Source organism: Citricoccus sp., assembly GCF_035445025.1.
Lineage (GTDB): Bacteria > Actinomycetota > Actinomycetes > Actinomycetales > Micrococcaceae > Citricoccus.
This window is the reverse complement of record NZ_DAOMPX010000014.1, coordinates 1-26,488: the sequence shown is the minus strand read 5'-3', so window position 1 is coordinate 26,488 and position 26,488 is coordinate 1. Positions and strand designations below refer to the sequence as shown.

At 71.8% G+C, this 26,488-nt stretch carries 24 protein-coding genes and 2 riboswitches; of the genes, 13 read left to right on the top strand and 11 right to left on the bottom strand.

The genetic code is table 11. The features are described from left to right. Positions 1-138: 138 nt before the first annotated feature. Complete coding sequence (locus PLJ28_RS06600) at positions 139-1,740, top strand: SLC13 family permease (protein WP_502877079.1); 1,602 nt, start codon at positions 139-141, stop codon at positions 1,738-1,740. Between the two features lie 41 nt (positions 1,741-1,781). On the opposite strand, the gene PLJ28_RS06595 is transcribed toward PLJ28_RS06600, so the two are convergent. After that, positions 1,782-2,354: a hypothetical protein gene (locus PLJ28_RS06595; protein WP_183527256.1), complete on the bottom strand. Its 573-nt coding sequence runs from the start codon at positions 2,352-2,354 to the stop codon at positions 1,782-1,784. 140 nt (positions 2,355-2,494) lie between these two features. Between PLJ28_RS06595 and ychF the strand changes: the two genes are divergently transcribed. Genes ychF through PLJ28_RS06580 form a run of 3 tightly spaced genes read left to right on the top strand, consistent with a single transcriptional unit; the run spans position 2,495 to position 5,634 of the window. Next, the gene (gene ychF / locus PLJ28_RS06590; protein ID WP_183527254.1) at positions 2,495-3,589 is read left to right on the top strand and encodes a redox-regulated ATPase YchF; all 1,095 of its coding nucleotides are present in this window, start codon (positions 2,495-2,497) and stop codon (positions 3,587-3,589) included. Next, entirely contained in the window at positions 3,582-3,950 is a 369-nt protein-coding gene (locus PLJ28_RS06585) for a zinc ribbon domain-containing protein YjdM (RefSeq protein WP_183527252.1), read from the top strand. The genes ychF and PLJ28_RS06585 overlap by 8 nt, the downstream gene beginning before the upstream one ends. A 22-nt stretch (positions 3,951-3,972) precedes the next feature. Then, on the top strand, positions 3,973-5,634 hold the full coding sequence (locus PLJ28_RS06580) for an ABC-F family ATP-binding cassette domain-containing protein (RefSeq protein WP_324589984.1): 1,662 nt from the start codon (positions 3,973-3,975) through the stop codon (positions 5,632-5,634). Positions 5,635-5,640: 6 nt separating this feature from the next. On the opposite strand, the gene PLJ28_RS06575 is transcribed toward PLJ28_RS06580, so the two are convergent. The 3 genes from PLJ28_RS06575 to PLJ28_RS06565 form a co-directional block, all read right to left on the bottom strand. Continuing rightward, the gene (locus tag PLJ28_RS06575; protein WP_324589983.1) at positions 5,641-6,003 is read right to left on the bottom strand and encodes a cupin domain-containing protein; all 363 of its coding nucleotides are present in this window, start codon (positions 6,001-6,003) and stop codon (positions 5,641-5,643) included. A 138-nt stretch (positions 6,004-6,141) separates the two neighbouring features. After that, positions 6,142-6,582 (bottom strand): alternative ribosome rescue aminoacyl-tRNA hydrolase ArfB, encoded by a 441-nt coding sequence (gene arfB, locus PLJ28_RS06570; protein ID WP_324589982.1) that lies wholly within the window; start codon positions 6,580-6,582, stop codon positions 6,142-6,144. Positions 6,583-6,668: 86 nt separating this feature from the next. Beyond that, on the bottom strand, positions 6,669-8,066 hold the full coding sequence (locus PLJ28_RS06565; RefSeq protein WP_183527244.1) for an MFS transporter: 1,398 nt from the start codon (positions 8,064-8,066) through the stop codon (positions 6,669-6,671). A 185-nt stretch (positions 8,067-8,251) separates the two neighbouring features. Here PLJ28_RS06565 and PLJ28_RS06560 point away from each other — a divergent pair, with 185 nt between their 5' ends. Beyond that, positions 8,252-10,171: a glycoside hydrolase family 15 protein gene (locus PLJ28_RS06560; RefSeq protein ID WP_324589981.1), complete on the top strand. Its 1,920-nt coding sequence runs from the start codon at positions 8,252-8,254 to the stop codon at positions 10,169-10,171. A gap of 83 nt (positions 10,172-10,254) precedes the next feature. Beyond that, positions 10,255-10,788 carry a methyltransferase family protein gene (locus PLJ28_RS06555; RefSeq protein ID WP_298044477.1) on the top strand — a complete coding sequence of 178 codons (534 nt, stop codon included), beginning with the start codon at positions 10,255-10,257 and terminating at the stop codon, positions 10,786-10,788. Between the two features lie 18 nt (positions 10,789-10,806). Here PLJ28_RS06555 and PLJ28_RS06550 read toward each other — a convergent pair whose 3' ends face one another. Beyond that, on the bottom strand, positions 10,807-11,016 hold the full coding sequence (locus tag PLJ28_RS06550) for a dodecin (protein ID WP_183527238.1): 210 nt from the start codon (positions 11,014-11,016) through the stop codon (positions 10,807-10,809). Between the two features lie 144 nt (positions 11,017-11,160). Here PLJ28_RS06550 and PLJ28_RS06545 point away from each other — a divergent pair, with 144 nt between their 5' ends. Beyond that, the gene (locus tag PLJ28_RS06545; protein WP_298044479.1) at positions 11,161-11,808 is read left to right on the top strand and encodes a phosphatase PAP2 family protein; all 648 of its coding nucleotides are present in this window, start codon (positions 11,161-11,163) and stop codon (positions 11,806-11,808) included. Positions 11,809-11,826: 18 nt separating this feature from the next. On the opposite strand, the gene PLJ28_RS06540 is transcribed toward PLJ28_RS06545, so the two are convergent. The 4 genes from PLJ28_RS06540 to PLJ28_RS06525 all read right to left on the bottom strand — a co-directional run bounded on the left by PLJ28_RS06540 (position 11,827) and on the right by PLJ28_RS06525 (position 15,966). After that, complete coding sequence (locus PLJ28_RS06540; RefSeq protein ID WP_298044481.1) at positions 11,827-12,975, bottom strand: cysteine desulfurase family protein; 1,149 nt, start codon at positions 12,973-12,975, stop codon at positions 11,827-11,829. After that, positions 12,972-13,838: a carboxylating nicotinate-nucleotide diphosphorylase gene (nadC, locus tag PLJ28_RS06535; protein ID WP_010144385.1), complete on the bottom strand. Its 867-nt coding sequence runs from the start codon at positions 13,836-13,838 to the stop codon at positions 12,972-12,974. Before nadC ends, PLJ28_RS06540 begins: the two co-directional genes overlap by 4 nt. Next, positions 13,835-15,196, bottom strand: a complete 1,362-nt coding sequence (nadA, locus tag PLJ28_RS06530; protein ID WP_370577167.1) for a quinolinate synthase NadA — start codon at positions 15,194-15,196, stop codon at positions 13,835-13,837. The genes nadC and nadA overlap by 4 nt, the downstream gene beginning before the upstream one ends. Before the next feature lie 74 nt (positions 15,197-15,270). Further along, entirely contained in the window at positions 15,271-15,966 is a 696-nt protein-coding gene (locus tag PLJ28_RS06525; RefSeq protein ID WP_183527230.1) for an NUDIX hydrolase, read from the bottom strand. A 219-nt stretch (positions 15,967-16,185) separates the two neighbouring features. Between PLJ28_RS06525 and PLJ28_RS06520 the strand changes: the two genes are divergently transcribed. The 3 genes from PLJ28_RS06520 (at position 16,186) to PLJ28_RS06510 (ending at position 20,786) form a co-directional block, all read left to right on the top strand. After that, positions 16,186-17,643: a sugar porter family MFS transporter gene (locus tag PLJ28_RS06520; RefSeq protein ID WP_183527228.1), complete on the top strand. Its 1,458-nt coding sequence runs from the start codon at positions 16,186-16,188 to the stop codon at positions 17,641-17,643. A gap of 64 nt (positions 17,644-17,707) precedes the next feature. Then, positions 17,708-17,808: riboswitch (glycine riboswitch) on the top strand. Positions 17,809-17,811: 3 nt separating this feature from the next. Next, positions 17,812-17,913: riboswitch (glycine riboswitch) on the top strand. Between the two features lie 50 nt (positions 17,914-17,963). Next, positions 17,964-19,319 carry an amino acid permease gene (locus tag PLJ28_RS06515; protein ID WP_298041857.1) on the top strand — a complete coding sequence of 452 codons (1,356 nt, stop codon included), beginning with the start codon at positions 17,964-17,966 and terminating at the stop codon, positions 19,317-19,319. A 132-nt stretch (positions 19,320-19,451) separates the two neighbouring features. Next, a complete protein-coding gene (locus tag PLJ28_RS06510) occupies positions 19,452-20,786 on the top strand; it encodes a Na+/H+ antiporter family protein (RefSeq protein ID WP_324589980.1) in 1,335 nt (444 codons plus the stop codon). A 119-nt stretch (positions 20,787-20,905) separates the two neighbouring features. On the opposite strand, the gene PLJ28_RS06505 is transcribed toward PLJ28_RS06510, so the two are convergent. Continuing rightward, the gene (locus tag PLJ28_RS06505) at positions 20,906-21,181 is read right to left on the bottom strand and encodes an acylphosphatase (protein WP_298041859.1); all 276 of its coding nucleotides are present in this window, start codon (positions 21,179-21,181) and stop codon (positions 20,906-20,908) included. Positions 21,182-21,374: 193 nt separating this feature from the next. Between PLJ28_RS06505 and PLJ28_RS06500 the strand changes: the two genes are divergently transcribed. From PLJ28_RS06500 to PLJ28_RS06490, 3 genes are read left to right on the top strand one after another with little or no spacing between them, the layout of a single operon-like run. Continuing rightward, a complete protein-coding gene (locus PLJ28_RS06500) occupies positions 21,375-23,513 on the top strand; it encodes a transglycosylase domain-containing protein (RefSeq protein ID WP_298041860.1) in 2,139 nt (712 codons plus the stop codon). Positions 23,514-23,527: 14 nt separating this feature from the next. Then, the gene (locus PLJ28_RS06495) at positions 23,528-24,613 is read left to right on the top strand and encodes a tellurite resistance/C4-dicarboxylate transporter family protein (RefSeq protein WP_324589979.1); all 1,086 of its coding nucleotides are present in this window, start codon (positions 23,528-23,530) and stop codon (positions 24,611-24,613) included. After that, positions 24,610-25,215: a thymidine kinase gene (locus PLJ28_RS06490; RefSeq protein ID WP_298041862.1), complete on the top strand. Its 606-nt coding sequence runs from the start codon at positions 24,610-24,612 to the stop codon at positions 25,213-25,215. The genes PLJ28_RS06495 and PLJ28_RS06490 overlap by 4 nt, the downstream gene beginning before the upstream one ends. Positions 25,216-25,231: 16 nt before the next feature. Here the strand turns inward: PLJ28_RS06490 and PLJ28_RS06485 are convergent. Continuing rightward, a partial coding sequence (locus tag PLJ28_RS06485; RefSeq protein WP_324589978.1) for a bifunctional 3'-5' exonuclease/DNA polymerase occupies positions 25,232-26,488 on the bottom strand: 1,257 nt, incomplete at its 5' end.

Genomic DNA, 26,488 nt, shown 5'->3' with positions numbered 1-26,488 from the left:
GTCCCCCCGGAGCGTCCGGGCGCCCTCGTCCGACCCCCGCCGCGCCGTTGCCGGGCGCCGGGCGGGCCATCGGTATGGCCCGGATCACACGTTAGTGTGTCCGGACAGCACACCGGGACGAGGAGAGGGCATCGCACCATGTCGAACATGACGGGGCAGCAGGACGGCCGGGCCGGGCAGGCTCCTGCCGGGGACGACGACGGCCGGGAGATCGACCAGAAGTCACCGGGTGAGCGGGCGCCGGCGGAGGCGCGGAGCCTGAACCTGCGGCGGTGGATCGGCCTCGCGGCGGGCCTGGTGCTGGCCGGGATCGTCTTCCTCGCCCTCCCGCAGGATCTGGCCTACAACGCACGCCTCACCGCGGCCGTCGCCGTCCTGATGGCCGTGTGGTGGATGACCGAGGCGATCCCGATCCCGGCCACCGCCCTGGTCCCGCTCATCGCCTTCCCCACCCTGGGGCAGGACATCGGCGTCGACGACGTGGGCGCGTCCTACGGGAACAACATCATCTTCCTGTTCATGGGCGGGTTCATCATCGCCCTGGCCATGCAGCGGTGGAACCTGCACCGCCGCATCGCACTGGTGACCGTCCGGGCGATGGGCACCAAGCCCGGCGGCGTGGTGGCCGGGTTCATGATCGCCACGGGCTTCCTGTCCATGTGGGTGTCCAACACCGCCACGGCCGTGATGATGATCCCCATCGGGGTCTCCGTCCTGACCCTGGTGGTGGCGAAGGACTCCTCCAACCCGGTGGAGGAGGGCTCGGACCCGGGGTCCGCGGAGGTCAAGGACGCCGTGATCGCCTCGAACTTCGGCACCGCCCTGATGCTCGGGATCGCCTACGCGGCCTCCGTGGGGTCCCTCGGGACGCTGATCGGCACGCCGCCCAACGCGCTGCTGGCCGGCTACATGGCCCAGGCCCACGGGGTGGAGATCGGCTTCGGGCAGTGGATGCTCGTGGGTGTCCCGCTGTCCCTGGTGATGATGGTGATCGTCTGGTTCCTGCTGACGCGCGTGCTGTTCAAGGCAGAGATCACCGAGATCCCGGGCGGCCGGGAACTGATCTCGGACGAGCTGTCCAAGCTGGGCCGCATGTCCTCCGGGGAGATCCGTGTCCTGGTGGTCTTCGTCCTGGCGGCGGCGTCCTGGATCATCGTCCCGCTGGCCTTCGAGGGGCTCATCAGCGACGCGGGCATCGCCCTGCTCGCCGCACTGCTGCTGTTCCTGCTGCCGGCCGGGGCCGCCCGGGGCGTGCGGCTCCTGGACTGGGAGTCCGCGGTCAGGCTGCCGTGGGGCGTGCTGCTGCTGTTCGGCGGTGGCCTGGCCCTCTCGGCGCAGTTCAGCGCCTCCGGCCTGGCCGACTGGATCGGCGAGCAGGTCTCCGGCCTCGGCGGACTCCCGGTGTGGCTGCTGGTGGCCGTGATGGCCGTGGCCATCCTGTTCCTGACGGAGATCACCTCGAACACCGCCACCGCCGCCACGTTCCTGCCGGTGGCCGGAGGCGTCGCCGTCGGCGTGGGCGTCGACCCGCTGCTGCTGTGCATCCCCGTGGCGCTGGCCGCCACGTGCGCCTTCATGCTGCCGGTGGCCACCCCGCCCAACGCCATCGCCTTCGGCTCCGGGTACGTCACGATCGGGCAGATGATCAAGGGCGGCCTGTACCTGAACCTCGTGGGCGTCGTCCTGATCACCCTGACGACGCTCACCCTCGGGGTGTGGGCCTTCGGGCTGGTGTTCTGATGGCCCCGGGGCCCGTGTGAGAACGGCCCCGGGACCCGGACTCAGGCGCGCAGGACGTTCTCCCCGTTGGCGTACAGCTGCGGGGCGCCGATCGGTTCCGCCTGTCCGGGCTCGGCGCCCTCGGCGACCCCTGCGGCCGCGGGGGAGTAGAGCTGGATGACGGTGGCCGAGCGGTCCTCCTCGTCGTCGAAGGCCTCCAGCACGAAGGCGTCGTGCGGTTCGCCGTTGACCTCGAGGCGGGCGTCGAACACGGACACGGCCAGGTGCGGGCGCGGGCTCAGCTGGGCGATCTGCTCGCGCATCTGCGCCTCGTCCGCCCCGGGCAGCCGCCACATGCCCTTCTGCTCCTCGTCCACGTAGCCGAGCAGGAACGGCGCCACGTCGGCGCCCTCGGAGGCGAACTCCAGGGCCTGCTCGATCGCCAGGAACACGAGGGGCGAGATGCGCTCGGAGGGCGGTTGCGGCTGGCCCTCGGGCAGGGCGGTGCCGGCGGGCACCAGGCCTGGATTCGCCGTCGTGCCCGGAGCCTCCTGCTGGCCCTGCGGGGCCGCGGCCCCGGGGATGGCGGCGGGGTCGGTGGACGGGGACGGGGTCTGCTCTGGCTGCTCAGTCACGTCCTCGACGCTATCGGTGTCCGGAGGCGAAGGACAACCACCCCCGGGCGGCCCCGCATGCCCCTGCCGGATGCCCCTGCCGGACGCCCTGCCGGACGCCCTGCCGGGCGCCGCCCCGCACGCCGGTAGGATGGACCACCGTGGCTCTTACTATCGGAATCGTCGGCCTGCCCAACGTGGGCAAGTCCACCCTCTTCAATGCCCTGACCCGTCAGACCGTGCTCGCGGCGAACTACCCGTTCGCCACGATCGAGCCGAATGTCGGGGTGGTGAACCTGCCGGACGAGCGGCTCGAGACGCTGGCCGGGATCTTCGGTTCGCAGAAGATCCTGCCGGCCACCGTGTCCTTCGTGGACATCGCCGGCATCGTCAAGGGCGCCTCCGAGGGCGAGGGGCTCGGCAACCAGTTCCTGGCGAACATCCGCGAGGCCGAGGCGATCGCCCAGGTGGTGCGCGCCTTCGACGACCCGGACGTGGTGCACGTGGACGGGAAGATCAACCCGGCCTCGGACATGGAGACCATCAACACCGAGCTGATCCTCGCCGACCTGCAGACCGTCGAGAAGGCGATCCCGCGCGTCGAGAAGGAGGTCAAGGGCAAGAAGCGCGACGCCGCCGAGCTCGAGGCCCTGCAGTCCGCCCTGGCCGTGCTCGAGCGGGGGGAGACGATCTACGCCGCCGTGCAGGGCAAGGCCAAGGACGCGCCCGAGACCGAGTGGCTGCGCGAGGTCAGCCTGCTGACCGCCAAGCCGTTCATCTACGTGTTCAACTGCGACGAGGGCGTGCTCGGTGATGAGGCGAGGCAGCAGGAACTGCGCGACCTCGTGGCCCCGGCCGACGCCGTGTTCCTGGACGCCAAGCTCGAGGCCGACCTCGTGGAGCTCTCCGAGGAGGAGGCCCGCGAGATGCTCGAGCTCAACGGCCAGGACGAGTCCGGGCTGGACCAGCTGGCCCGCACCGGCTTCCACACCCTGGGGCTGCAGACCTACCTGACCGCCGGGCCCAAGGAGGCCCGCGCCTGGACCATCAAGAAGGGCGACACCGCCCCCAAGGCCGCCGGCGTCATCCACACCGACTTCGAGCGCGGCTTCATCAAGGCCGAGATCGTGTCCTTCGAGGACCTCGTGGCCGCCGGTTCCATGGCCGAGGCCAAGGCCGCCGGCAAGGTCCGCATGGAGGGCAAGGAGTACGTCATGCAGGACGGCGACGTGGTGGAGTTCCGCTTCAATGTCTGACGCGCTCCCGCCCTGCCCCGAGTGCGGTGAGGCGTATGCCTACGAGCAGGGCCCGCTGCTGGTGTGCCCCATGTGCGGGCACGAGTGGGCTGCCGACGACGGCACCGCCGGTGAGGCTCCCGAGCAGACGCCGGCCGGGATCAGGGATGCGGTGGGGAACCCCCTGGCCGACGGCGACACCGTGACCATCGCGAAGGACCTCAAGGTCAAGGGCGGTGGCGGCGGAGTCGTGAAGGTCGGCACGAAGGTGCGCGGAATCCGCCTCATCACCGACGGCGTGGGTGACCATGACATCGACGCCACGGTGCCCGGTTTCGGGCGGATCCAGTTGAAGTCGAGCGTCGTCAAGAAGGTCCTCTGACCTGTTCGGACAGGAGTGAACGATGACCGCGACACTGGTGGCCGCCGGGCTGGCGGGCGGGTACGGCCACCGCACCCTCTTCGACGGGCTGGACCTGACGGTGGCGCCCGGGGACGTGGTCGGGGTGGTCGGCGCGAACGGCGCCGGGAAGTCGACGCTGCTCTCGCTGCTCGCCGGTGTCCACGCCCCGCAGGCAGGGTCGGTGTCCCTCTCTCCCGCTGACGCGTTCGTCGGCTGGCTGCCGCAGGAGCACGAACGGGTCGCCGGTGAGACCGTGGCCGGTTACATCTCCCGGCGGACCGGATGCGCGCAGGCGACCCGGGAGATGAACGCGGCGGCCGAGGCGCTCGCCGACCCGGTGGACGCCGAGGCCGCGAACGACGCCTATGCGTCCGCGCTGGACCGCTGGCTGGCCAGCGGCGCCGCCGATCTCGACGAGAGGCTTCCGGCCGTACTCGCGGAGCTCGGATTCGACCTCGACGGCGTCCCGGTCGAGGAGGCGCTGATGACCTCGCTCTCGGGAGGCCAGGCGGCCCGCGTGGGACTGGCGGCGCTGCTCCTCTCGCGTTTCGACATCGTGTTGCTGGATGAACCCACCAACGACCTCGACCTCGACGGCCTCGAGCGGCTCGAGGACTTCGTCCGCGGCCTGCGCGGCGGTGTGGTGCTGGTCAGCCACGACCGGGAGTTCCTCGCGCGCTGCGTGACACGGGTGCTGGAACTCGACCTGGCGCAGGGGTCGAACCGCGTGTACGGCGGGGGCTATGACTCGTACCTGGAGGAACGGGCGACGATCCGCCGGCAGCTGAGGGAACGCTACGACGAGTTCGCCGGGCAGAAGGCCGACCTCGTCGCCCGGGCCAGGACCCAGCGGGAGTGGTCCAGCCAGGGCGTGCGCAACGCGATGCGCAAGGCGCCGGACAGCGACAAGCTCAGGCGCAAGGCCTCGACCGAGTCCAGTGAGAAGCAGGCCCAGAAGGTGCGGCAGATGGAGAGCCGGATCGCGCGGCTCGAGGAGGTGGAGGAGCCGCGCAAGGAGTGGCGGCTCGAGTTCAGCATCGGCGCGGCACCGCGATCGAGCTCGGTGGTCTCGACGCTCAGCGCGGCGGTCTTCCGGCACGGGTCGTTCACGCTCGGGCCGGTGTCCCTCCAGGTGAACGCGGGGGAGCGCATCGGCATCACGGGTCCGAACGGGGCCGGCAAGTCGACGTTGCTCCGGGGACTTCTCGGCCGGCACCTGCCGGACGAGGGGTCCGCCACCCTCGGAACCAGTGTGCAGATCGGGGAGGTCGACCAGGCACGTTCCCTGCTGGCGGGGACCCGGCCGCTCGCCGGGGCGTTCGAGGCGCTCGTCCCGGAGCTGGCGACGGGCGAGGTCCGAACGCTGCTGGCCAAGTTCGGGCTCCGGGCGGACCACGTGAACCGTCCCGTGGACGAACTCTCCCCGGGGGAGCGCACGCGTGCCGGGCTGGCCCTGCTGCAGGCGCGCGGGGTCAACCTCCTGGTCCTCGATGAGCCCACGAACCACCTGGACCTGGAGGCCATCGAGCAATTGGAGCAGGCCCTCGAGTCCTACGACGGGGCGCTGCTGCTGGTGACGCACGACCGCAGGATGCTCGCGACCGTGCGCACGGACCGGTGGTGGGACGTCGAGGCGGGCCAGGTCACCGAGCGGCGGCGCTGAGGCCCCTCAGCCCTGCGGCTTGCCCCACACGTGCGCGCCGCCCCAGTCGACCGTGACCGCGGGTTCGTCCCCGACGACCCAGGCATCGTGCCCGGGCTGGACGACCACCACGTCACCGGCGCGGGCGTCGAACTCGCTGCCGTCCGCCATCCGGATGTGCACCTGACCGGAGATCATGTACTGGAAATGCGGCGCCTCGCAGAGATCGGTGCCGGCCACCGGCTTGACGTGCTCCGACCACTTCCAGCCGGGCTGCAGGGTGATGAGGGCAACCTGCCCACCCCCGATGGTGACGATCTCGCCCGTGCCCAGCGGGAACTCCCTGACCTCGTCGGGAGCCGAGACGTTCTTCAGCTCATAGTCCGACATCGGAATCTCCTTCGCTCCGTGGGTCGTCAGGACCCACGGCAATTCTCGGCCCGCTCCCCGGGGGCCCGCAAGCATCGGGGCACGGTCGTCGCCCGGCCGGAGGCGGGCCGCCACGGTGCTGCCGTCCCCGCCGGGGCCTCAGTCGTGACGCGGACGCCGACGGTTCTGCTTGACCTCGGACCGCCTGCCCTTCGCCTCCAGCCGCCGACGCTGTGAGCCACGCGTGGGCCGGGTCGATCGTCGCGGGACCGGCGGGACGACGGCCTCGCGCAGGAATCCGGCGAGGCGCTGCCTCGCGGCGGCGCGGTTCCGTCGTTGCGAGCGGTGCTCGGAGGCGGTGATGGTGAGCACCGACCCGGTGAGCCGCTCGGCGAGCCGGTCGAGGGCGCGGGCACGCTGGGTGTCGCTCAGCGCCGTCGTCGTCCGCAGGTCGAGGCTGAGCTGCACGCGTGAGTCAGCGGTGTTGACGCCCTGGCCCCCGGGACCGGAGGACCGGGAGAACTGCTCCACCAGTTCTCCCTCAGACACCGTGAGGCCACTGGGTGCTCCGGGGCCCGGGGGCACGTGCAGGTCATCCACCCGACCAGTGTGCCTCACCGCGGACGGTGGCACCGGTCGGGGCCGGGACCAGGATCCTCCTGGACATCCGTCCTACCGCTGTGACGCTAGGCACGGGCACCCGTCGGGGCCGGGGTGCGCGGCAGGAACGTGGCGAGCCCGAGTCCGAGCAGCCCCACGACGGCCAGTGCGATCATCGCGGTGGCGTAGGCGCCGGTGGACAGGCCCGCGACGAGGATCGTGCCCGCGATCGCCGTGCCGAGCGAGGAGCCCAGGTTCGACACGCTCCGGGACAGTCCGGAGATCTCCCCCTGGAGTTCGTCGGCGAAGGCGGACTGCACGATGTTCACCGAGGGCGTGAGCATGCCGCCGAGACCGAAACCGATGAGGAACAGGCCCGGTGAGAACGCCCAGGCGCTGGGGGAGACGTCGACCATCAGGATCAGGACGCCGATGCCGACGACGGTGATGGCGAAACCCGCGATGATCAGGGTCCGTTGCGGCCGCCGCTCCGCGAAGCGCTGGGCACCGATCGAGGACAGCAGGATCCCGAGGGTGGCGAACGTGAAGATCACGCCGGACTCGATCGCACCGTAGCCCCGGACCACCTGGAGGTAGGCAGCCACCGTGAATGAGACGCCCATCAGGATCAGCCACTGGAGGTTCTGCGTGATCATCCCCAGGTTGGCCGTCCGGTCGCGGAACATGGCGCTCGAGAGCAGGGGCTCCTTCCCGGCCCGTTCCTTGGCCCGCCCCATCGTGAAGAACAGGGTCAGCAGGAGGGCGCCGGCCGCGAGCAGGGCGAGCATGAGCCAGGCGTTGTCGTCCGCGGCCAGGATGCCCGCGACGATGAGGATGAGACCCGCCGCCGAGGTCGCCGCGCCGACGGTGTCGAACGGCCGGTCCGGTTCGGCCGGCAGGGGATCCACGAGCCGGCGGCTCAGCAGCACGATGACCGCGATGATCAGCGCCTGGAACACGAAGGCGGCACGCCAGCTGATGAAGCTGGTGATGGCCCCACCGATCAGCGGCCCGGCCGCGGCCCCGACGCCGGCCATCGCGCTGATGGTGCCGAACGCCCGTGCCCGTGAGGTGAGGTCGGCGAAGTACAGCGTGGCGAGGATGTAGACGGGCGGGATGAGCAGCGCCGTGCCGATGCCCTCGAGGAGGGAGTTGCCCAGGATGAGCACACCCAGTCCGGGGGACACGGCGCTGACCAGCGCGCCGACGCCGTAGACGATGAGGCCGGTGATGAAGCACCGCTTGCGGCCGTACCGGACGGTGAGCTTTCCCCCGGGGATCATGAAGGCCGCCATGACCAGCAGGAAGACCGTGATCGCGATCTGCACGCCCTGGACCGTGGTGTCCAGGTCCTCGCTGATGTCGGTGATCATCACGTTCATGTTCGATCCCGCGAAACTGCAGATGAACTGTGCCAGGGCGAGGGGAAGGAGCGCCCCGCGCTGGGCACGTGATGGTCGGTCGTCCATTCCGTTTCCGGTCATCTGGCACCCCACTCGAGTCGAGACCTGTCCCCGCGCCCGGGGCCCGTGGCCATCGTGCCGCCGTCGGGCATCCCGGAACATCACCCGCCGCGTATGATGCGGCCGCGGTCCCGACGCCCGACCCTGAGAACGACACGTCTGCACCGCCGGCGGTGCGGCCCCGTCGTCCAACGAAGGGTTCTGCCATGACCGACTACCCGCTCATCGCCAACCACGGTCTGATCGGTGACCTCCAGAGCGCTGCGCTCGTCGCGACCGACGGGTCGGTGGACTGGTTCTGCGCACCGCGGTTCGACTCGCCCAGCGTCTTCGGGGCGTTGCTCGACGCCGCGAACGGTGGCCGCTGCCGGGTGCGCCCGACCGCGGAGGTCTTCACGGGCAAGCAGATGTACTTCCCCGACACCGCGGTGCTGGTCACCCGGTTCATCACCGAGGCCGGCGTGGGGGAGGTGGTCGACTTCATGCCGGTGGCCGGTCCGGCCGCGACTCCGGGCCGGCGCCTGGTCCGCATGGTGCGGTGCGTGCGCGGGCAGATGGACTTCGAGATCGAGGTCGCCCCGCGGTTCGACTACGGGCGCGAGCCACACCAGACCCGCGTCACGGAGGACGGTGCGGTCTTCGAGGGCCCCCGCACGTCGATGACGGCGCACCTGGTCCGCGAACCCGACGACGAGCGACTGGGCCGGGTGCGGGTGCTCGACGGCGGCGACGTGCACGTCGAGCTCACCCTGGCCGCCGGCCAGGCGCGGGGCCTGTTCATCGAGACGGGCGTGGCCGGCCCCGTCCGGTCAGTGCGCGTGGCCGAGGCCTGGCGGCTGTTCGACGAGACGGTGGACTTCTGGGAGGCGTGGCTCGGGGGGTCGACGTACGCGGGGCGGTGGCGCGACATGGTGCACCGCTCCGCCATCACGCTCAAACTCATGACCTACGCGCCCAGCGGCGGCCTGGTCGCGGCACCGACCGCCAGCCTGCCGGAGCAGATCGGCGGGGAGCGCAACTGGGACTACCGCTTCACGTGGGTGCGTGATGCGTCCTTCTCCGTCTACTCCCTGCTGGGACTGGGGTTCTCCGAGGAGGCCGCGGCGCTCGCCCGGTGGCTGAGGGAACGGATGGAGGACCAGGCGCACCCCGGCGGGAACGGCCCGTTGAACATCATGTACCGCATCGACGGATCGACCGACCTCACGGAGGAGGTCCTCGACCACTGGGAGGGGTATCGCGGGTCGAGGCCGGTGCACATCGGCAACGGGGCGGCCGGACAACTGCAGCTGGACATCTACGGTGAGGCGATGGACAGCTTCTACGTGGCCTCGCGCCACGGTCTCCGGGCCACCCATCAGGGCTGGCTCCGGATCTGCGACCTCCTGGACTGGGTCGCCGAGAACTGGGACCAGCCGGAGGAGGGCATCTGGGAGACCCGCGGCGGCCGCCAGGACTTCACCTACGGCCGCCTGATGAACTGGGTGGCCCTTGACCGCGGCATCCGGCTGGCCACGGACAACGGACGGCCCGCGCCCCTGGAGCGGTGGCGGGCCGAACGGGACGCCATCTACACCCAGATCATGCACCGCGGCTGGAGCCCCACCCGGCAGGCGTTCCGCCAGCACTACGAGACCGACGTGCTGGACGCCTCGCTGCTGAGGATGTCGACACTCGGGTTCATCAGCCCCACCGACCCGATGTGGAGCTCGACGCTGGAGGCGATGGACGGTGAGCTGGTCACCGACAGCCTGGTGTACCGCTATGACCCCGAGGCCTCGCCGGACGGCCTACGGGGCACGGAGGGGACGTTCTCGCTGTGCACCTTCGCCTACGTCGCCGCGCTGGCCGAGTCCGGTCGTCTGGACAAGGCCAGGATCACCTTCGAGAAGATGCTGACCTACGCCAACCACCTGGGCCTCTACTCCGAGGAGATCGCCCTCACGGGCGAGCAGATCGGCAACTTCCCGCAGGCCTTCACGCACCTGGCGCTCATCGACGCGGCCCTCGCGCTGGACCGGCAGCTCGACCTGGCCCCGCCGGCGCAGTCCCGGCGCCGCTCCCGGGAGGCCACGCTGGCTGCCCCGGGCGCTGGGGACGATGCGGACGCGGCCCCGGCCGGGTGAGCTGACACCCGGAGAGCCGGTCCGGGGCGGGGTGCCACGCCTCACCTCTGGTGCCTCCGTGCCGTGACCTGCACAATCACTGGATGGAGAACCCACGGATCCCCCCGCCCCTTCTGGCACTGTCCGCCGCCGCCCTGCAGCGCATCCTGCCGGCCGGCGCGACAGCAGGACCGCTCCGGCGGGCAGCTGCCCAGACGGTCGCGACCGCCTCTGCCGTCACGATGATCGGGGCGTCGGCCCAGTTCCTGGTGTACCGGACGACGGTCGACCCCCGGGAACCGGAGCGGGCCTCCACCCTGGTGACCAGCGGGCCCAACGTGGTCACCCGGAACCCGATGTATCTCGGCATGGCCGGGCTCCTGGCCGCACACGCCATCCGGCGGGGCCGCTGGGCCGCGTGGGTCCCGGTGGCGGCCTTCGTCATGCTGATGGACCGCACCCAGATCCCCGCGGAGGAACGGGCACTCCGCGAGCGGTTCGGCGCCGCGTACGAGGACTACTGTGCCGCCGTGCCCCGGTGGCTGGACCGGCGCTCCGCCGCCCGCCTGCAGGAGGGGGCCGTGACCGAGGTCCGCCGGCCCGCGGGGGAACTCCCAGGCCGTCAGGATGCCGGGTGAGGGGAGCTCCCGCACGGCTCAGCCCTCGTGCCGGAAGCCCAGCTTGATGGTCACCTGCCAGTCGGCGATCCGCTCGTCCTCGATATGACCCCGGATGGACTGGACCTCGAACCAGTCCAGGTTCCGCAACGTCTTCGCCGCCTCCGTGACGGCGTTGGTGACCGCTGCGTCGACGCCGTCAGGGGACGTCCCGACGATCTCGGTGACGTTGTACACGTTGTTGGCCATGGTGTCCTCCGGGGTTCGGCCCGGGCCGGTGCGCCCGGGGGTCGTGCTGGCCACCGTAACGGAGGCTGCCCCGCCGCGGCCAGACCCCGTGCCACGCACGGCGGCGGTCCCTCGGGCTCCTAGACTGGCCGGGGAAGGGGCACGATGACGGGAACGACGAACGACCTGACGAGGCACGACGGCCGCGGAGGCAGGGCCGGTGCGCGCGGGCTGGACCGGCTGGCCACGGTCCTGACGGAGGCGGCGAGCCCCTTCGTCCTGGTCGCCGTGGTCCTCGTGGTGGTGGCCGTGCACACCGATCCCCACTGGGCGCGCAGCGCGCTGCTCACGGTCGTGCCGATCGCCGTCGTGCCGCAGGCCATCTCCCTCGTGATGACACACCGGAAGGTGGTCACGGACAAGTTCATCGTCCACCGGACCCAACGGCATCTGTTCTACGCCCTGGCCCTCGGGTCCATCCTCCTCGGGGCGGCCCTGGCCTTCCTCGTGCCCACCGGCACCGTGATGCGGGCCGCGGTGGTCCTGGCCGTGGGCACCCTGCTGGTGGTGATGGCCCTGAACACCCGCATCAAGGTCAGTGTCCACGCCCTCATCGGTGCGCTGACCGCCGTGGTCGTCCCCGCCGTCGCCGGGGCCTGGACACTGCTCGCCGTCCTCGTCCCGCTCTGGTTCGGCGTCAGCTGGTCCCGGGTGCGCCTGGCCCGGCACGAGCCCGCCGAGGTGGTGCTCGGCTCGATCGTCGGGATCGTCGTGGGACTGGCCTTCTGCGGATGGACCGGCGTGGCCGGCTGAGCGGCCGGGCGGGCCGGGTCAGCCCGCGGTCTGCAGCCCCTGCACCGCCACCACGGCGTCCCGCACGGCGCTCGCCGCCAGCTCCGCGTCCTGTTCCGCGGAGTCAGGGCCGAAGGTGAACCGCACCGCGGTCCTGGCCAGTCCGGCCGGGACGCCCAGCGCCGTGAGCACGTGGGACGGCTCATCCGAGCCGGCTGCGCAGGCGGACCCGGAGGAGCAGACGACCCCGCGCCGTTCCAGTTCCAGCAGCACGGCCTCCCCGTGCGTGCCGGCGAACACGAACGACGCCGTCCCCGGCAGCCGCCGCTGCGGATCTCCGGTCAGCCGCGCGCTGGGCACCTCGCGCAGCACCTGCTCGACGAACCGGTCCCGCAGGGCGCGCACCCGGGGCCCGACGCCGGCCCGCTCGGCCTCGGCGGCCGCCAGGGCGGTGGCCAGGGCCACGGCGCCGGCCACGTTCTCGGTGCCGCTGCGCCGGCCGCGCTCCTGGCCGCCGCCGTGCACGACGGGTTCCAGGGCCAGCCGGCTGCGGGCCCACAGGACGCCGACCCCCTTGGGGGCCCCGACCTTGTGCCCGGACAGGCTCAGGGCGTCCACGCCCAGGCGCCCCACATCCAGGTCCAGCCAACCGGCCGCCTGCACCGCGTCCGTGTGGAACGGCACCCGGTGCTCCCGCGCCACCGCCGCCAGTTCGGGTATGGGCTGGACGGTGCCGATCTCGTTGTTGGCGTACTGCACGGAGACCAGCGCCGTGTCCGGACGGATGAGCCCGGCGAGCTCCGCCGGGGAGACGAGACCGTGCTCGTCCGGGGTGAGGTGATCGGCGGTGAAACCGTGCGCGCGGACCAGGTAGTCCACCGAGGCCAGCACCGCCTCGTGCTCGAGCGGCGTGGTGATGAGGTGCCGGCCGCGCGGCGCACCCAGGGCGATGCCCTTGACGGCCAGGTTGTCCGCCTCGGTGCCGCTGCCGGTGAACACGACGCCGGCCGCGCGCCCGCCCAGCACCGTGGCCACGGACCGCCGGGCGGCCTCGAGCCCGGCCGCGGCGGACTCGCCCAGGCCGTGGTGGCTGGAGGGATTGCCGAAGTCCCCGGTCAGGTACGGCCACATCGCCTCCAGCGCCTCGCGCCGCACGGGGGAGGTGGCGGCGTGGTCGAGGTAGATCACGTCCCCACGTCCAGCCCGAGGTCCAGGGACCGCACGCTGTGCGTCAACGCCCCCACGGAGATCACGTCCACGCCCGTGGCGGCGATGTCGGCGACCGTGTCCAGGCTGACGCCGCCGCTGGCCTCCACGATGGCCCGGTCGCCGATGATCGCCACGCCCTCGCGCAACTCGTCCAGGGTGAAGTTGTCCAGCATGATCGTGTCCACCCCGGCGGCGAGCACGTCCGGGATCTGGTCCAGCCGGTCGACCTCGACCTCCAGGTGGGCCGTGTGGGGGAGCAGGTGCCGGGCCCGCACCAGTGCCTCGGTCAGGCTGACGCCGGCACCGGCCAGGAACGCCAGGTGGTTGTCCTTGGCCATCACCGCGTCCGAGAGGGAGTGCCGGTGATTGTGGCCGCCGCCGTCGCGCACCGCCTGGCGCTCCAGGACGCGCAGGCCCGGGGTGGTCTTGCGGGTGTCCACGATCCGCGCGGGGGTGGCCGCCACCGCGGCCACGTAGCGCGAGGTCTCGGTGGCGATGCCGGACATCCGCTGGACGAAGTTCAGGCCGATCCGCTCGCCGCGCAGGATCGCGCGCGCCGGGCCGCTGACCTCGGCCAGCACGGTGCCGGCCTCGAACGCCGCCCCGTCCTGGACCCAGGTGCTCACGGACAGCTCCGGGTCCACGAGCCGGAAGGCGGCCGTGAACGCCGCCGTGCCGCTCAGCACGCCGGGCTCACGGGCCACCAGTCGCGCGGTCCCCGTGGCCGAGGCCGGCACCAGCACCTCCGAGGTGAGGTCGCCCCAGGGGGCGTCCTCCTCGAGGGCCGCGGCGACGATCCGCTCGACCTGGACTCGCCCGACCGGCTGGGACCAGGCGCTCATCGCGTCGCCCCCGTGGCCGGTCCCGCGGGTGAGGCGTCCGCACCGGCCGCGGCCCCGCCCGCGTCCGGACCGGCCGGCGTCGGGACCGGACGGGCGGCGGGGGCGACGGTGAGCATCCGCTCCAGGGCGACCCGCGCCGGGTCCGCGACGTCGGCGGGCACCTGGATGCGGTTGACCACCTCACCGGCGACCAGCGACTCGAGCACCCAGGCGAGGTAACCGGGGTGGATGCGGTACATGGTGGAGCAGGGGCAGATCACCGGGTCCAGGCAGAAGATGGTGTGCTGCGGGTACTGCGCGGCCAGGCGCTGGACGAGGTTGATCTCGGTGCCGATCGCGAAGGTGGAACCGTCCGGGGCGGCCTGGATGGCCTTGACGATGAAGTCCGTGGAGCCGGCGGAGTCCGCGGCGTCGACCACCGGCATCGGGCACTCGGGGTGCACGACCACGTGGACGTCCGGGTGCTCGGCGCGGGCCCGGGCGATCTGGTCCACGGTGAAGCGCTTGTGCACCGAGCAGAAGCCGTGCCACAGCAGGACCTTGGCCTGCTGCAGCTCCTCCTCGGTGTTGCCGCCCAGCGGCTTGCGCGGGTTCCACAGCGGCATCCGGTCCAGGCCGATGCCCATGGCCTTGGCGGTGTTGCGGCCCAGGTGCTGGTCCGGGAAGAACAGCACCCGCTGGCCGCGCTCGAAGGCCCACTCCAGGACGGAGGAGGCGTTGGAGGAGGTGCAGACGATCCCTCCGTGCTCGCCCACGAAGCCCTTCAGGGCGGCCGAGCTGTTCATGTAGGTGACCGGGATGACCGGAGCGCGGCCCGCCTCGTCCGGCGCGGTGCCGTACACCTCCTCGAGCTGCTCCCAGCAGTCGGCGACGGAGTCCAGGTCGGCCATGTCCGCCATCGAGCAGCCCGCGGCGAGGTTCGGCAGGATGACCGCCTGGTCCTCGGTGGAGAGCAGGTCCGCGGTCTCGGCCATGAAGTGCACGCCGCAGAAGACGATGGCCTCGGCCTCCGGGCGGGTCCTGGCGGCCTTGGCGAGCTGGAAGGAGTCGCCCACGAAGTCCGCGTGGGCCACCACCTCGTCGCGCTGGTAGAAGTGGCCGAGCACCACGACCCTCTCGCCCAGGGTCTCCTTAGCCACGCGGATCCGCTCGTGGAGCTCCTCGTCGGAGGCGCGCTGGTACTCCTCCGGGAGCGCGCCCTGCCGGGGTGCACCGGCGGGGATCGCGTCCTGCTGCGAGGCGCCCGGTCCGTACCCGGGGGTGCCGGCGTCGAAGGTCCAGGGCCCGGCCGTCAGGTCCGGGGAGCAGGAGGAGCCACCCGTGGAACCGGTGGCGATGAGGTCCAGTGTGCGGTGCACGGAGGCGCCGCGCGGGGACAGGCCGGAACCGGAGCGGTCCGGCGGAGTGACTGCGGGGGAGTCGGCGGTGGTGGTCACGAGAGGGTCCTTGTCTGCTCGGTGGGGATGGGGTCGGTGCTGCCCGGGGTGAACTGCCGGTAGCGGTAGAGCCGGGGTGGCCGGTGCGGGGTGCCCGCCAGGCGCTCGCCGGTCTCGACGATGTCCGCCGAGGCGGTGATGGAGCGGCGGAAGTTCGCCGGGTCCAGGGGCTGGCCCCGGACGGCCTCGTGGACCGAGCGGAGCTGGGCCAGGGTGAAGGTCTCACCCAGGAAGGTGTGCGCGATCCGCGCGTACTCGACCTTGGTGCGCAGCCGCTGCAGGGCGTAGTCCACGATCGCGTTGTGGTCGAAGGCCAGGGCGGGGAGGTCATCGGCCGGGAACCACTGGACGTTGTTCCCCACGGCGGCGTCGGTCACCTCGTCCGAGCGCACCAGGGCCCAGTAGACGACGGAGATGACGCGGCCGGTGGGGGAGCGGTCCAGGGCGCCGAAGGTGTAGAGCTGCTCGAGGTAGCTGGGGCGCAGTCCGGTGGTCTCGGCCAGGGTCCGGGCGGCGGCGTCCTCGAGCGGCTCGGCGTCCGGCAGCCAGCCGCCGGGCAGGGCCCACTGGTCCAGGTGGGGCTCCCGGGTGCGGCGCACGAAGGGGGTCCACAGGGCCGGGGGGTCCCCGGCCTCGGAACGCAGCGCGAAGATGACGGTGGACACCGCCAACCGGGCTGTGTGCTGATCCACCCTGACTCCCGTCCTCCCACTTAGGGTCTGGATGACCCTAAGTTGACTGAGATCCATCTTACAGTCGGAGTGACCCGAAGGGGAGAGTGTTGCGGGCGGCCGGAGCGCGGGCCCGGGCCCGGCCTGGCGGGTCCCAGGCCTCGCGGGTCCCAGGACCTGCGCCCTGGCATGGAGCGGCAGTAGGGTGGGGCATCCGGTCACGCCCCCACGGAGGAAGTCATGACGCCGAAGAATCCCGCCGACCGCGTGAACATCCGCGTGATCGGCATCTGCATCGCCGCCGCCCTGGGTGGCTTCCTGTTCGGCTTCGACACCGCGGTGATCAACGGCGCCGTCGACGCCCTCGAGTCGGGCTTCGCACTCGGACCCGGGCTGACCGGCTTCGTCGTGTCCTCGGCCCTGATCGGCTGCGCCCTGGGGGCCTGGTTCGCCGGTCCCGTCGCCAACCGCTTCGGCCGGGTCCGAGTCATGCTGCTGGCGGCGGTGCTGTTCCTGGTCTCCGCGCTCGGCTCCGGGCTGGCCTTCGACGTGTGGAGCCTGATCATCTGGAGGGTCGTGGGCGGCCTGGGCGTGGGCGCCGCCTCGGTGATCGCCCCGGCCTACATCGCCGAGGTGAGCCCGGCCGGCGTCCGGGGCCGGCTGGGCTCCCTGCAGCAGCTGGCCATCGTGACCGGCATCTTCGTGGCACTGCTGTCCGACGCCCTCTTCGCGAACCTGGCCGGGGGCGCGGCCGAGACGCTGTGGTGGGGACTGGAGGCCTGGCGCTGGATGTTCATGGCCGAGGCCGTGCCGGCGGTGCTCTACGGGGCGTTCGCGTTCCGCCTGCCCGAGTCACCCCGGTACCTGGTCGCCCGCGGTGACCTCGACCGTGCGGCCCAGGTCCTGTACGACTTCACCGGCATCGAACGGGTCAACCTCAAGATCGAGCAGATCAAGGACACCCTGGAGTCCGAGCGGCGGGAGTCCCTGCGCGACCTGCGCGGACCGGCGATGGGCCTGAGGCCGATCGTGTGGATCGGCATCGTCCTGTCCGTGTTCCAGCAGTTCGTGGGCATCAACGTGATCTTCTACTACTCGACCACGCTGTGGCGCTCCGTGGGCTTCGGGGAGTCCGACGCCCTGACGATCACGGTGATCACGTCGGTCACGAACATCCTGGTGACGATCGTGGCCATCCTGCTGGTGGACCGGGTGGGGCGGCGCCCCATGCTGCTCGTCGGGTCCCTGGGCATGGCGGCCTCACTGGGCCTGATGGCGGTGGCCTTCTCCTTCGCGCAGGTCGTCCAGGGCGCCGACGGCACCACGGCCGCAGAGCTGGGCCAGCCGTGGTCCACGGTGGCCCTGATCTCGGCCAACGCCTTCGTGGTCTTCTTCGGTGCCACGTGGGGGCCCCTGGTGTGGGTCCTGCTGGGGGAGATGTTCCCGAACCGGATTCGCGCCGGGGCGCTCGCCGTGGCCGCGGCGGCCCAGTGGGCCGCGAACTTCGCGGTCTCCACCACGTTCCCGTGGCTGGCCGAGATCGGGCTGACCGTGGCCTACGGGCTCTATGCGGTGATGGCGGTGCTGTCCTTCCTCTTCGTCTGGCGCTTCGTCCCGGAGACGAAGGGCCGCGAGCTCGAGGACATGCAGGACACCGGCATCGTCCGGAAGTCCCGCAGGAGCACGCCCGCGCGGTGAGGACCCGGCCGCGATTTCACGCACCCGTGTGAGGTGCATTACAGTTGTCTCCCGGAATCAGCCACTGAGCGGTCCGGGAGAGATCCCGCACCACCTAAGATGCGCGACGCCGAAGGAGCAAGCCCTCCCCGGGAATCTCTCAGGCCCCCGTACCGGATCGCTGGGCACCTCTGGAAAGCGTCGCCACACCCACGCGCGACCACCGACGGGGCAAGCGGCCGACCGGCTCCGGGCCGGCACGACGCGAAACTCTCAGGTCCATGGACAGAGCGGGGAGGACACGAGGGGACCACCGTCCCACGTCCACCTGAGGAGAACCCATGGAACCCAGCCGCCCCACCGGGCCCGTCGCCGTCGGGACCGAGGCCGGACCAGCCGGCCACGCCCCCGCCGCAGCCCCGACCCTCGAGAGCCCGGCACCCGGCCGTCCGGACGGCACGGCCGCCGCGCCGGGCTGGAACCGCTTCGACTCGAGCTGGACGATCGGCCTGTTCGGTACCGCCGTGGGCGCCGGCGTCCTGTTCCTGCCGATCAATGCCGGCCTGGGCGGGATGTGGCCGCTGATCATCGCCACGCTGATCATCGGGCCGATGACCTACTTCTCCCACCGGGCGCTGTCCCGCATGGTGGTCGCCTCGCCCCGGGCCGACCGTGACATCACCGGCGTGGTGCGGGACTACTTCGGCGAGGCCGCCGGACGCCTGGTCACCATCCTGTACTTCCTGGCGATCTTCCCGATCGTGCTCATCTACGGCGTCGGCATCACCAACACCGTGGACAGCCTCATGGTCAACCAGCTGGGCATGGACCCGTGGCCGCGCTGGTTGCTCTCCGGGGTGCTCGTGCTGCTGATGTCCGCCGTGATGGTGGCCGGCCAGCGCGTCATGCTGATCGTCACCCAGTGGCTGGTCTACCCGCTGATCGCGGTCCTGTTCTCCGTCACCCTGCTGCTCATCCCGTCCTGGTCCTTCGAGGGCTTCGGGGCCGTGCCCGCCGCCGGCGACTTCGCGATGTCCCTGTGGCTGATGATCCCCGTGCTGGTCTTCGCGTTCAACCACTCCCCGGCGATCTCGCAGTTCTCGGTGTCCCTGCGCCAGCGCTACGGGGCGGGCTCGGTGCAGAAGGCCTCCTCCGTCCTGCGCGTCACCTCCATCCTGCTGGTGGTCTTCACCATGGGCTTCGTCTGGTCCTGCGTGCTGGCCCTCGGCCCCGAGGGGTTGCAGGCCGCCAAGGACGCCAACCTGCCGGTGCTCTCCCACCTGGCCAACGTCATGGGCCTGCCGATCATCGCCTGGCTCGGGCCGGCGGTGGCTGTCACGGCCATCGGCTCGTCCTTCTTCGGCCACTGGCTCGGGGCGTTCGAGGGCGCGCAGGGCATCATGCGCGGGATGGTGGACCCGCAGTCCCGGCGCTTCTCCGACCGCGGACTGCGGATCGGGATCAGCGTGTTCCTCATCGCCAGCACCTGGATCGCCGGCGTGCTCAACCCGAGCATCCTGGGACTCATCGAATCACTGGCCGGGCCGGTCATCGCGGCCGTGCTCTACCTGATGCCGATGTACGCCATCCGGAAGGTCCCCGCCCTGGCGCCGTTCCGGGGCGCGATCTCGAACGTCTTCGTGGTCATCGCCGGCATCGTGGCGGTCGGGGGCATCCTGCTCAGCCTGTTCGGCTGACCGGGCCCGCCGCCGTCGGGTCACCGGTAAGGGCACCGTGCTGCGGGTGAGTAGACCCGTACTCCGGCTACACTCTTCGGGGCGCGGATGCGCCATCACGCCGCCCGCGCCACCGAAGAGGTCGTCCCCGCTGTGCTGTTGAATCCCGTCGTCGTGTCCGTGCTCGTGCTCGCCGCGCTGAGCCTGGCCCGCGTGAACGTCATCGTCGCCCTGCTCATCGCCACGCTCGTCGCGGGACTGCTCGCGGGGCTGACCCCCGATGAGACGGTGACCATCCTCGTCGACGGGCTCGGCGGCCAGGGGGAGACCGCCCTGAGCTACATCCTGCTCGGCATCCTGTCGGTCATGGTCGCCCGCTCCGGGATCACCGGGAAGCTGATCCGCCGGATCCTGCCGCTGATCTCCGGCCGGCGGGCGATGACCCTCTTCGGGATCGCCGGACTCGCCTGCCTGTCGCAGAACATCGTCCCGGTCCACATCGCCTTCATCCCGATCCTCATCCCGCCGCTGCTGAGCGTGTTCAACCGGATGAGGATGGACCGCCGGGCCGTCGCCACCGCGCTGACCTTCGGCCTGAAGGCCCCCTACATGCTGATCCCGCTGGGATTCGGCCTGATCTTCCAGAACATCATCCTCGACGAGATGGCCAAGTACGGCATGGACGTCGAGCTCGGGCAGATCTCCCTGGCCATGGCGATCCCGGTCGCCAGCATGGTCATCGGCCTGGTCATCGCGATCCTCTTCAGCTACCGCCGGGCGCGGGAGTACCGGGACGCCGCGCCGGACCTCACCGCCTTCGCGTTCGGTCCCTCGCACGACGGTGCGGAGGGCTCGGGTCATGAGTCAGGCTGGACACGCCAGCACGTCGTCGTGCTGATCGGGCTCGCGGTCACCCTCGTGCTCCAGATCGCGTTCGGCTCGCTTGTCATCGCCGCGCTCGGCGGCATCCTCGTGATCTTCGTCTTCCGCGGCGAGCGCTGGCGCACCTCCGACGAACTCGCCCACGGCGGCGTGACGATGATGGGCACGATCGCCTTCATCATGCTGGTGGCCTCGGGGTACTCGTCCGTGCTGTCCGAGACGGGCGCCGTGGACGAGCTCGTGACGTCCGCGACCGGCTGGATCGGGGACAGCAGGCTGCTGGCGGCGGTGGTCATGATGGTCGTCGGACTGCTGGTGACCATGGGCATCGGCTCGTCCTTCGGCACCGTCCCGATCCTGGCGGCGATCTTCGTGCCGCTGTGCGCCGCCGTCGGGTTCAGCCCGCTCGCCACCGCCGCCCTGGTGGGGGCGGCCGGAGCCATTGGCGACGCCGGCTCGCCCGCCTCGGACAGCACCCTCGGCCCGACCTCGGGGCTGAACGTGGACGGCCAGCACCACCACATCTGGGACACCTGCGTGCCCACGTTCCTGCACTTCAACATCCCGCTGTTCTTCGGCGGGATCATCGCCGCCCTGGTCCTGTAGGCGCCGACGAACGGCCGGCGAGGGGCGGGTGGAGGATCCGTCCGCGTCCAGGGGACACGTCCGTGCGGGTCCGCAGGGGGCGATGTCCTCCGGGCCATGACGGGCGGCGGGCAGGGGCGTCAGCGCACCTCGAAGCGCCCGGGGAGGCCGGACGGCGGGGCCTGCAGGCGGTCGACGCGTACCGCCTCGACCTCCGCGGCACCGGGTCCGGACCGGCACCACCCGACCATGGCCTCCACCGCCGCGGCGGGACCGGCGAAGAGCGCCTCGACCCGGCCGTCGTCGAGGTTGCGGACCCAGCCGGTCACCCCCGCCGACGCCGCGGCCCGCCGGCAGGTGGCGCGGAAGCCCACGCCCTGCACGGTGCCGGACACCAGCACGTGTACCGCCTCCATGCGTCCTCCCTCCACCTCGGCGCTCCTGTCGGGTTCCAGCCTACGAACGGGACCGGGGCCGACGCGAGGGTGCGGTGTCCGCCGCGGCCGACGTCCTCGGGGGCATGCACCACCGTGACCCGACTCACGCACCACCAGCGCGCTCTGGGCTCATGACCAGCCGGCGGTCAGGATCGGTTGAGAGGGTCTTCGGATGCGTTCTGTCCGCTCTGCACTGTCCACCACCACCGGGAAGGTCCTGGGTTTCCTCGGCGCCAGCGTCCTGGCCGGGATCCTCGTGGCCGGGCTGGCCCTGCCCCTGGCCGCGACCGGCGGCGCCACCGTGGCCACCGGTTCCGAGCTGCTCGACGAGTTCCCCACAGCGCTGCGCGAGGAGCCGATCAGCGTTCCGTCCCGGGTGCTGGCCTCGGACGGCACCGAGCTGGCCACCTTCTACGCGGAGAACCGCAAGCCGGTGGGCCTGGACCAGATCAGCCCGAACATGCAGGAGGCGATCGTCGCGATCGAGGACGAGCGGTTCTACGAGCACGGCGGCGTGGACCCGCAGGGCATCGGCCGTGCGCTCGTGAACAACGCCTCCACTGACTCCGAGCAGGGGGCCTCGACCATCACCCAGCAGTACGTCAACAACATGCTCATCAACGCGGACATGCTCAGCGGCAAGGAGAAGCTGACGATCTCCGGGACCAAGACGTACATGGACAAGCTGCGCGAGATGAAGCTCGCCGTCTCGGTGGAGCAGGAGATGACGAAGGACGAGATCCTCGAGGGCTACCTGAACATCGTGCTGCTCGGGGGGCGCACCTACGGGGTGGAGGCCGCGGCGCAGTACTACTGGGGCGTGCCGGCCTCCGAGCTGACGATCGCCCAGTCGGCCACCCTCGCCGGGCTGGTGAAGTCCCCGAACGGCTACAACCCGCAGACCCGTCCGGAGGCCGCTGTGGAGCGGCGCAACGTGGTGCTGGACTCGATGCTGGCCCAGGGCTTCATCACGGACGCCGAACACGCCGAGGCCACGGCCAGCGACCTGGGCCTGGACGTCCACCCCGAGCAGGCCGGCTGCATCTCCTCCTCCGCCGCTCCGTACTTCTGCGACTTCGTCCAGCACGAGGTCCGCTCCAACGAGGCCTTCGGGCCGGATCCGGAGTCCCGCGAGCAGCTGCTGCACCGCGGTGGGCTCGAGATCACCACCACCCTGGACCCGAAGCTCCAGCAGCAGGCCCAGGCCTCGGTCGAGGAGACCGTCCCGGCCACGGACTCCTCGGGCGCCGGGTCCGCCCTCGTCTCGGTCGAGCCGGGCACCGGCAACGTCCGGGCGATGGCCCAGAACACGCGGTACTCACCCGAGGAGGGCCGGGGCAACACCGTGCTGAACTTCAACGTGGACGCCGCCCAGGGCGGGGGCAACGGCTTCCAGGGCGGGTCCTCGCTCAAGCCCTACGTGGCCGCGGCGTGGCTGGAGGACGGCCGGTCCATGGCGGACCTCGTGGACGCCTCCCAGGACCACTGGCGCCAGGGCGAGCAGTTCCGCGCCTCCTGCCAGCCCGGCGGATCGGTGTCCATCCCGGACGAGGGCGGATGGAAGGTCAACAACGTCATCGACGACATGAAGCGCCCGATGACGGCCGACTTCGGCCTGTACTGGTCCATCAACACCGTCATGGTGAACATGGCCCAGGAACTGGACCTGTGTGACATCACCGACGTGGCCACCCGGCTCGGCGTGCACCGCGCGGACGACGGCCAGCCGCTGAACCCGGGCAACCCGTCCTTCATCCTCGGTTCGGAGGAGTTCGCCCCCATGACCCAGGCCGCGGCCTACGCCGCCTTCGCGGACGACGGCCGGTACTGCCGTCCCCGCGCGATCGAGTCCGTCACGGACTCGACCGGCAAGCGGTACGACGTCGGCGGCCCGGACTGCCAGCAGGCACTCGATCCCGAGGTGGTGGCCCAGCTGAACGAGACGCTGACCCAGATCGGCCGGCGCAACGCGGAGGAGGCCGGCGTGGACCCGGGGGTGCCGATGGGCGGCAAGACCGGCACCAACAATTCCCAGTCCTCCACCTGGTACATCGGCTACACGTCCGGGCTGTCCACGGCCAGCTGGGTGGGGCGGTACACGGACCTGAAGACCCTGGCCGGAACCCGGGTCAACGGGCAGGAGCACGAGCACTTCTGGGGCAGCACCCTGGCCGGGCCGCAGTGGATGGACTTCATGGAACAGGCGTCCGGCAGCGTCGAGGCCGAGCCGTTCCGCACCCCGACGGACTCCCCGTTCCCGGACGCCGGTTCCACCGAGCGCTACCGGATGGGCGGGAACGGGACCGGCTGACTAGCATCGGGGCCATGGGCACCGTGACGAGACCTGCGCGGCGCCCACCCCTGTCCTCCTCGCTGCGCCGGTTCACGCCCGAGCGGCTCTCCCCGGGATACTTCGCCTTCGTGATGGGCACGGGCATCCTGTCCATCGGCGCGGCGCAGCGGGGCTGGGACCGGTTCTCTGCCGCGCTGATCGTATTGGCCGCCGTCGGCTACGCCGTGCTGGTGGTGCTCAACGGCTGGCGGCTGCTGGCGTATCGCGGTGCCTACGCGGCCGACTTCCACGACTCCGCGAGGGCGTTCCTCGTGTTCACCTTCGTGGCGGCCACGGACGTGCTGGCAGCCTCGCTGGCCGGCACCGGCATCATCGGGCCCGCCGCGGCGCTGCTCGTGGTCGGGTCGGTGAGCTGGCTGCTGCTGGGCTATGCCGTGCCGTGGGCCGCGGTGCTGGGCCGGTCCGAGCGGCCGGTGACCGCCGCCGCCAACGGCACCTGGTTCATCTGGGTGGTCGCCGCGCAGTCGGTGGCCGTGGTGGCGGCCACCCTGGAACCCGAGCTGGCGGAGATGCGCCAGGGGCTGGCCATGCTGGCCGTCTTCGCCTGGTCGGTCGGGCTGGTGCTGTACGTGGCCGTGGCCATCCTGGTGGTCTACCGGATGCTGGCCTACCCGCTGGAGCCCGAGCAGTTCCAGCCGCCCTACTGGGTCTCCATGGGCGCGATCGCCATCACCATCGTGGCCGGGGCGCGGATCGTGGAGATGGAGAGCACCCCGATGGTGGACGCCGTCCGCGGCCTCGTGGCGGGGGCCGCGGTCGTGCTCTGGTGCTTCGCCACGTGGCTGATCCCGGTGCTCTTCGCCGCCGGTGTCTGGCGGCACGTGCTGAAGAAGGTCCCCCTGCGGTACACCCCGACGCTGTGGAGCATCGTCTTCCCGCTGGGCATGTACGCCGTGGCCGGGATGTACCTGGGCCGGGCGGACCAGCTGCCGATCGTGGCCCGGGTCGGGGAACTGTGGGTCTGGGTGGCCCTGGCGGCCTGGGCGGCCACGACGCTGGCCATGGTCGGGTCCTGGGTCCGCGTCGTCCGCGGTGCCCGCCGCGAGGTCACCCGGTGACCGGGCTGTGGGGCAGCGGCCCGCTCGCCCTCGCGGGGGAGCGGACCGGTCAGCTGCAGGTGATCGCCGGGCCGATGTTCGCCGGCAAGTCCGAGGAACTGATGCGCCGGGTCCGCCGCGCATGGCTGGCCGGACTGTCCGTGGAGGTGGTCAACCACGCCCTGGACGTGCGGCACGGCTCGCGGGACGTGGCCTCCCACGCCGGGCAGCGCATCCCGGCCCGCTCCGTGCCCGACGCCGCCGGGCTGGCCGGTCTCGTGGCGGGCCAGGACCTGGACCTGCTGGCGATCGACGAGGCCCAGTTCTTCGGCTCCGACCTGGTCCCGGTGGTCACGCGGCTGGCCGGGGAGGGGCTCACGGTCGTGGTCTCCGGGCTGTGCGTGACCTTCGACGGCCTGCCGTTCGAACCGCTGCCGGCGCTCATGGCCCTGGCGGAGGAGGTGGTCAAGCTGACCGCCGTCTGCTCGGTGTGCGGCCGGGACGCCGCCTTCCACGTGCGGGTCGTTCCCAGCGGGACGCCGTCGACGGCCGGCGGGGCCGCCCGGGCCGAGCACGTGGGCGGCACGGAGACCTACCAGGCCCGGTGCCGCGCCCACACCTGACCCGGGTGGAACGGTCCTAGCCCGCCTCGGCGTAGGACTCCACCGCGGCGACCGTGAGCGGGAACTCCACCGGTGCCGCCCCGAACAGCAGCCGGCCGGCGGTGGCGGCCGCCTCGGTGACGATCTGTCCGACGGCGGGGGCCTCCTCGGCGGGCCCGTGCAGCACCACCTCGTCGTGGACGAAGAACACCAGCCGGGTCCGCAGCCCCCGCGGATGGTCCCGGTGGCCCGCGCGCAACCGGCGCCGGATCTCGCCCATCCAGCACAGGGCCCACTCGGCCGCCGTGCCCTGGACCACGAAGTTGCGGGTGAACCGGCCGGCCGCCGCGCGCATCGACCGGGACCGGGACTCGGCCTCGGCCGTGCCGACGTCCCGGACGCCGGCCAGCCAGTCCGGCCCCACCACCGGGGAGGTCCGGCCCAGCCAGGTGGTCACCTGGCCGCCCTCCTCGCCGCGGCGGGCGGCGCGCTCGAGCAGCCCGATGGCCTCGGGGTACAGGCGGCGCAGGTGCGGCATCAGCACGGCCGAGTCACCCGTCGTGGCCCCGTACATGGCACCGAGCAGCGCGATCTTCGCCCGGGTCCGGTCGCCGATCCCGGACCCGGCCCGCCGGCCCTGTTCCGCCACCGCCAGGTACAGGTCGTGCCCGGAGCCGGCGGCGGCCAGGGCCCGGTCCTGTGACATGGCCGCCAGGATGCGCGGCTCCACCTGGGAGGCATCGGCCACGGTGAGCAGCCATCCGGGGTCCGCCCGCACGGCATCCCGCACGGCCGCGGGGACCTGCATGGCCCCGCCACCGTGGGCGGCCCAGCGCCCGGTCACCACGCCGCCCACCGCGTACGCGGCGTGGAAGCGGCCGTCCCGGACCCACTCGTCCAGCCAGTGCCAGCCGTTGGCCGTCCACAGCCGGTACAGGTGCTTGTACTCCAGCACGGGTGCCACCAGCTCCGTGCGGCGTGGCGAGTCCGCACCGCCGCCACGGGCCCATTCCTTCAGCTCCCAGGCCCGGGTGGAGGACACCCGCACCCCGGCCGCCGTGAGTCCCCGCAGCAGGTCCTGGGGAGAATCGGGATTGAGGCCGGGGACGCCGAGGCCGGCGGCGATGCGCTGGGCCAGCTCCTGCAGCAGCCGCGGCCGTTCGCCCTCCCGGGGGCGGGGCCCGAGCCGGCGCCGCAGCATCTCCTCGTGGACGTCCCGGCGCCAGGGCAGTCCGTCCTGCAGCATCTCCGCCGCGACCAGCGCACCCTGGGATTCCGCGGCCAGCAGCAGCAT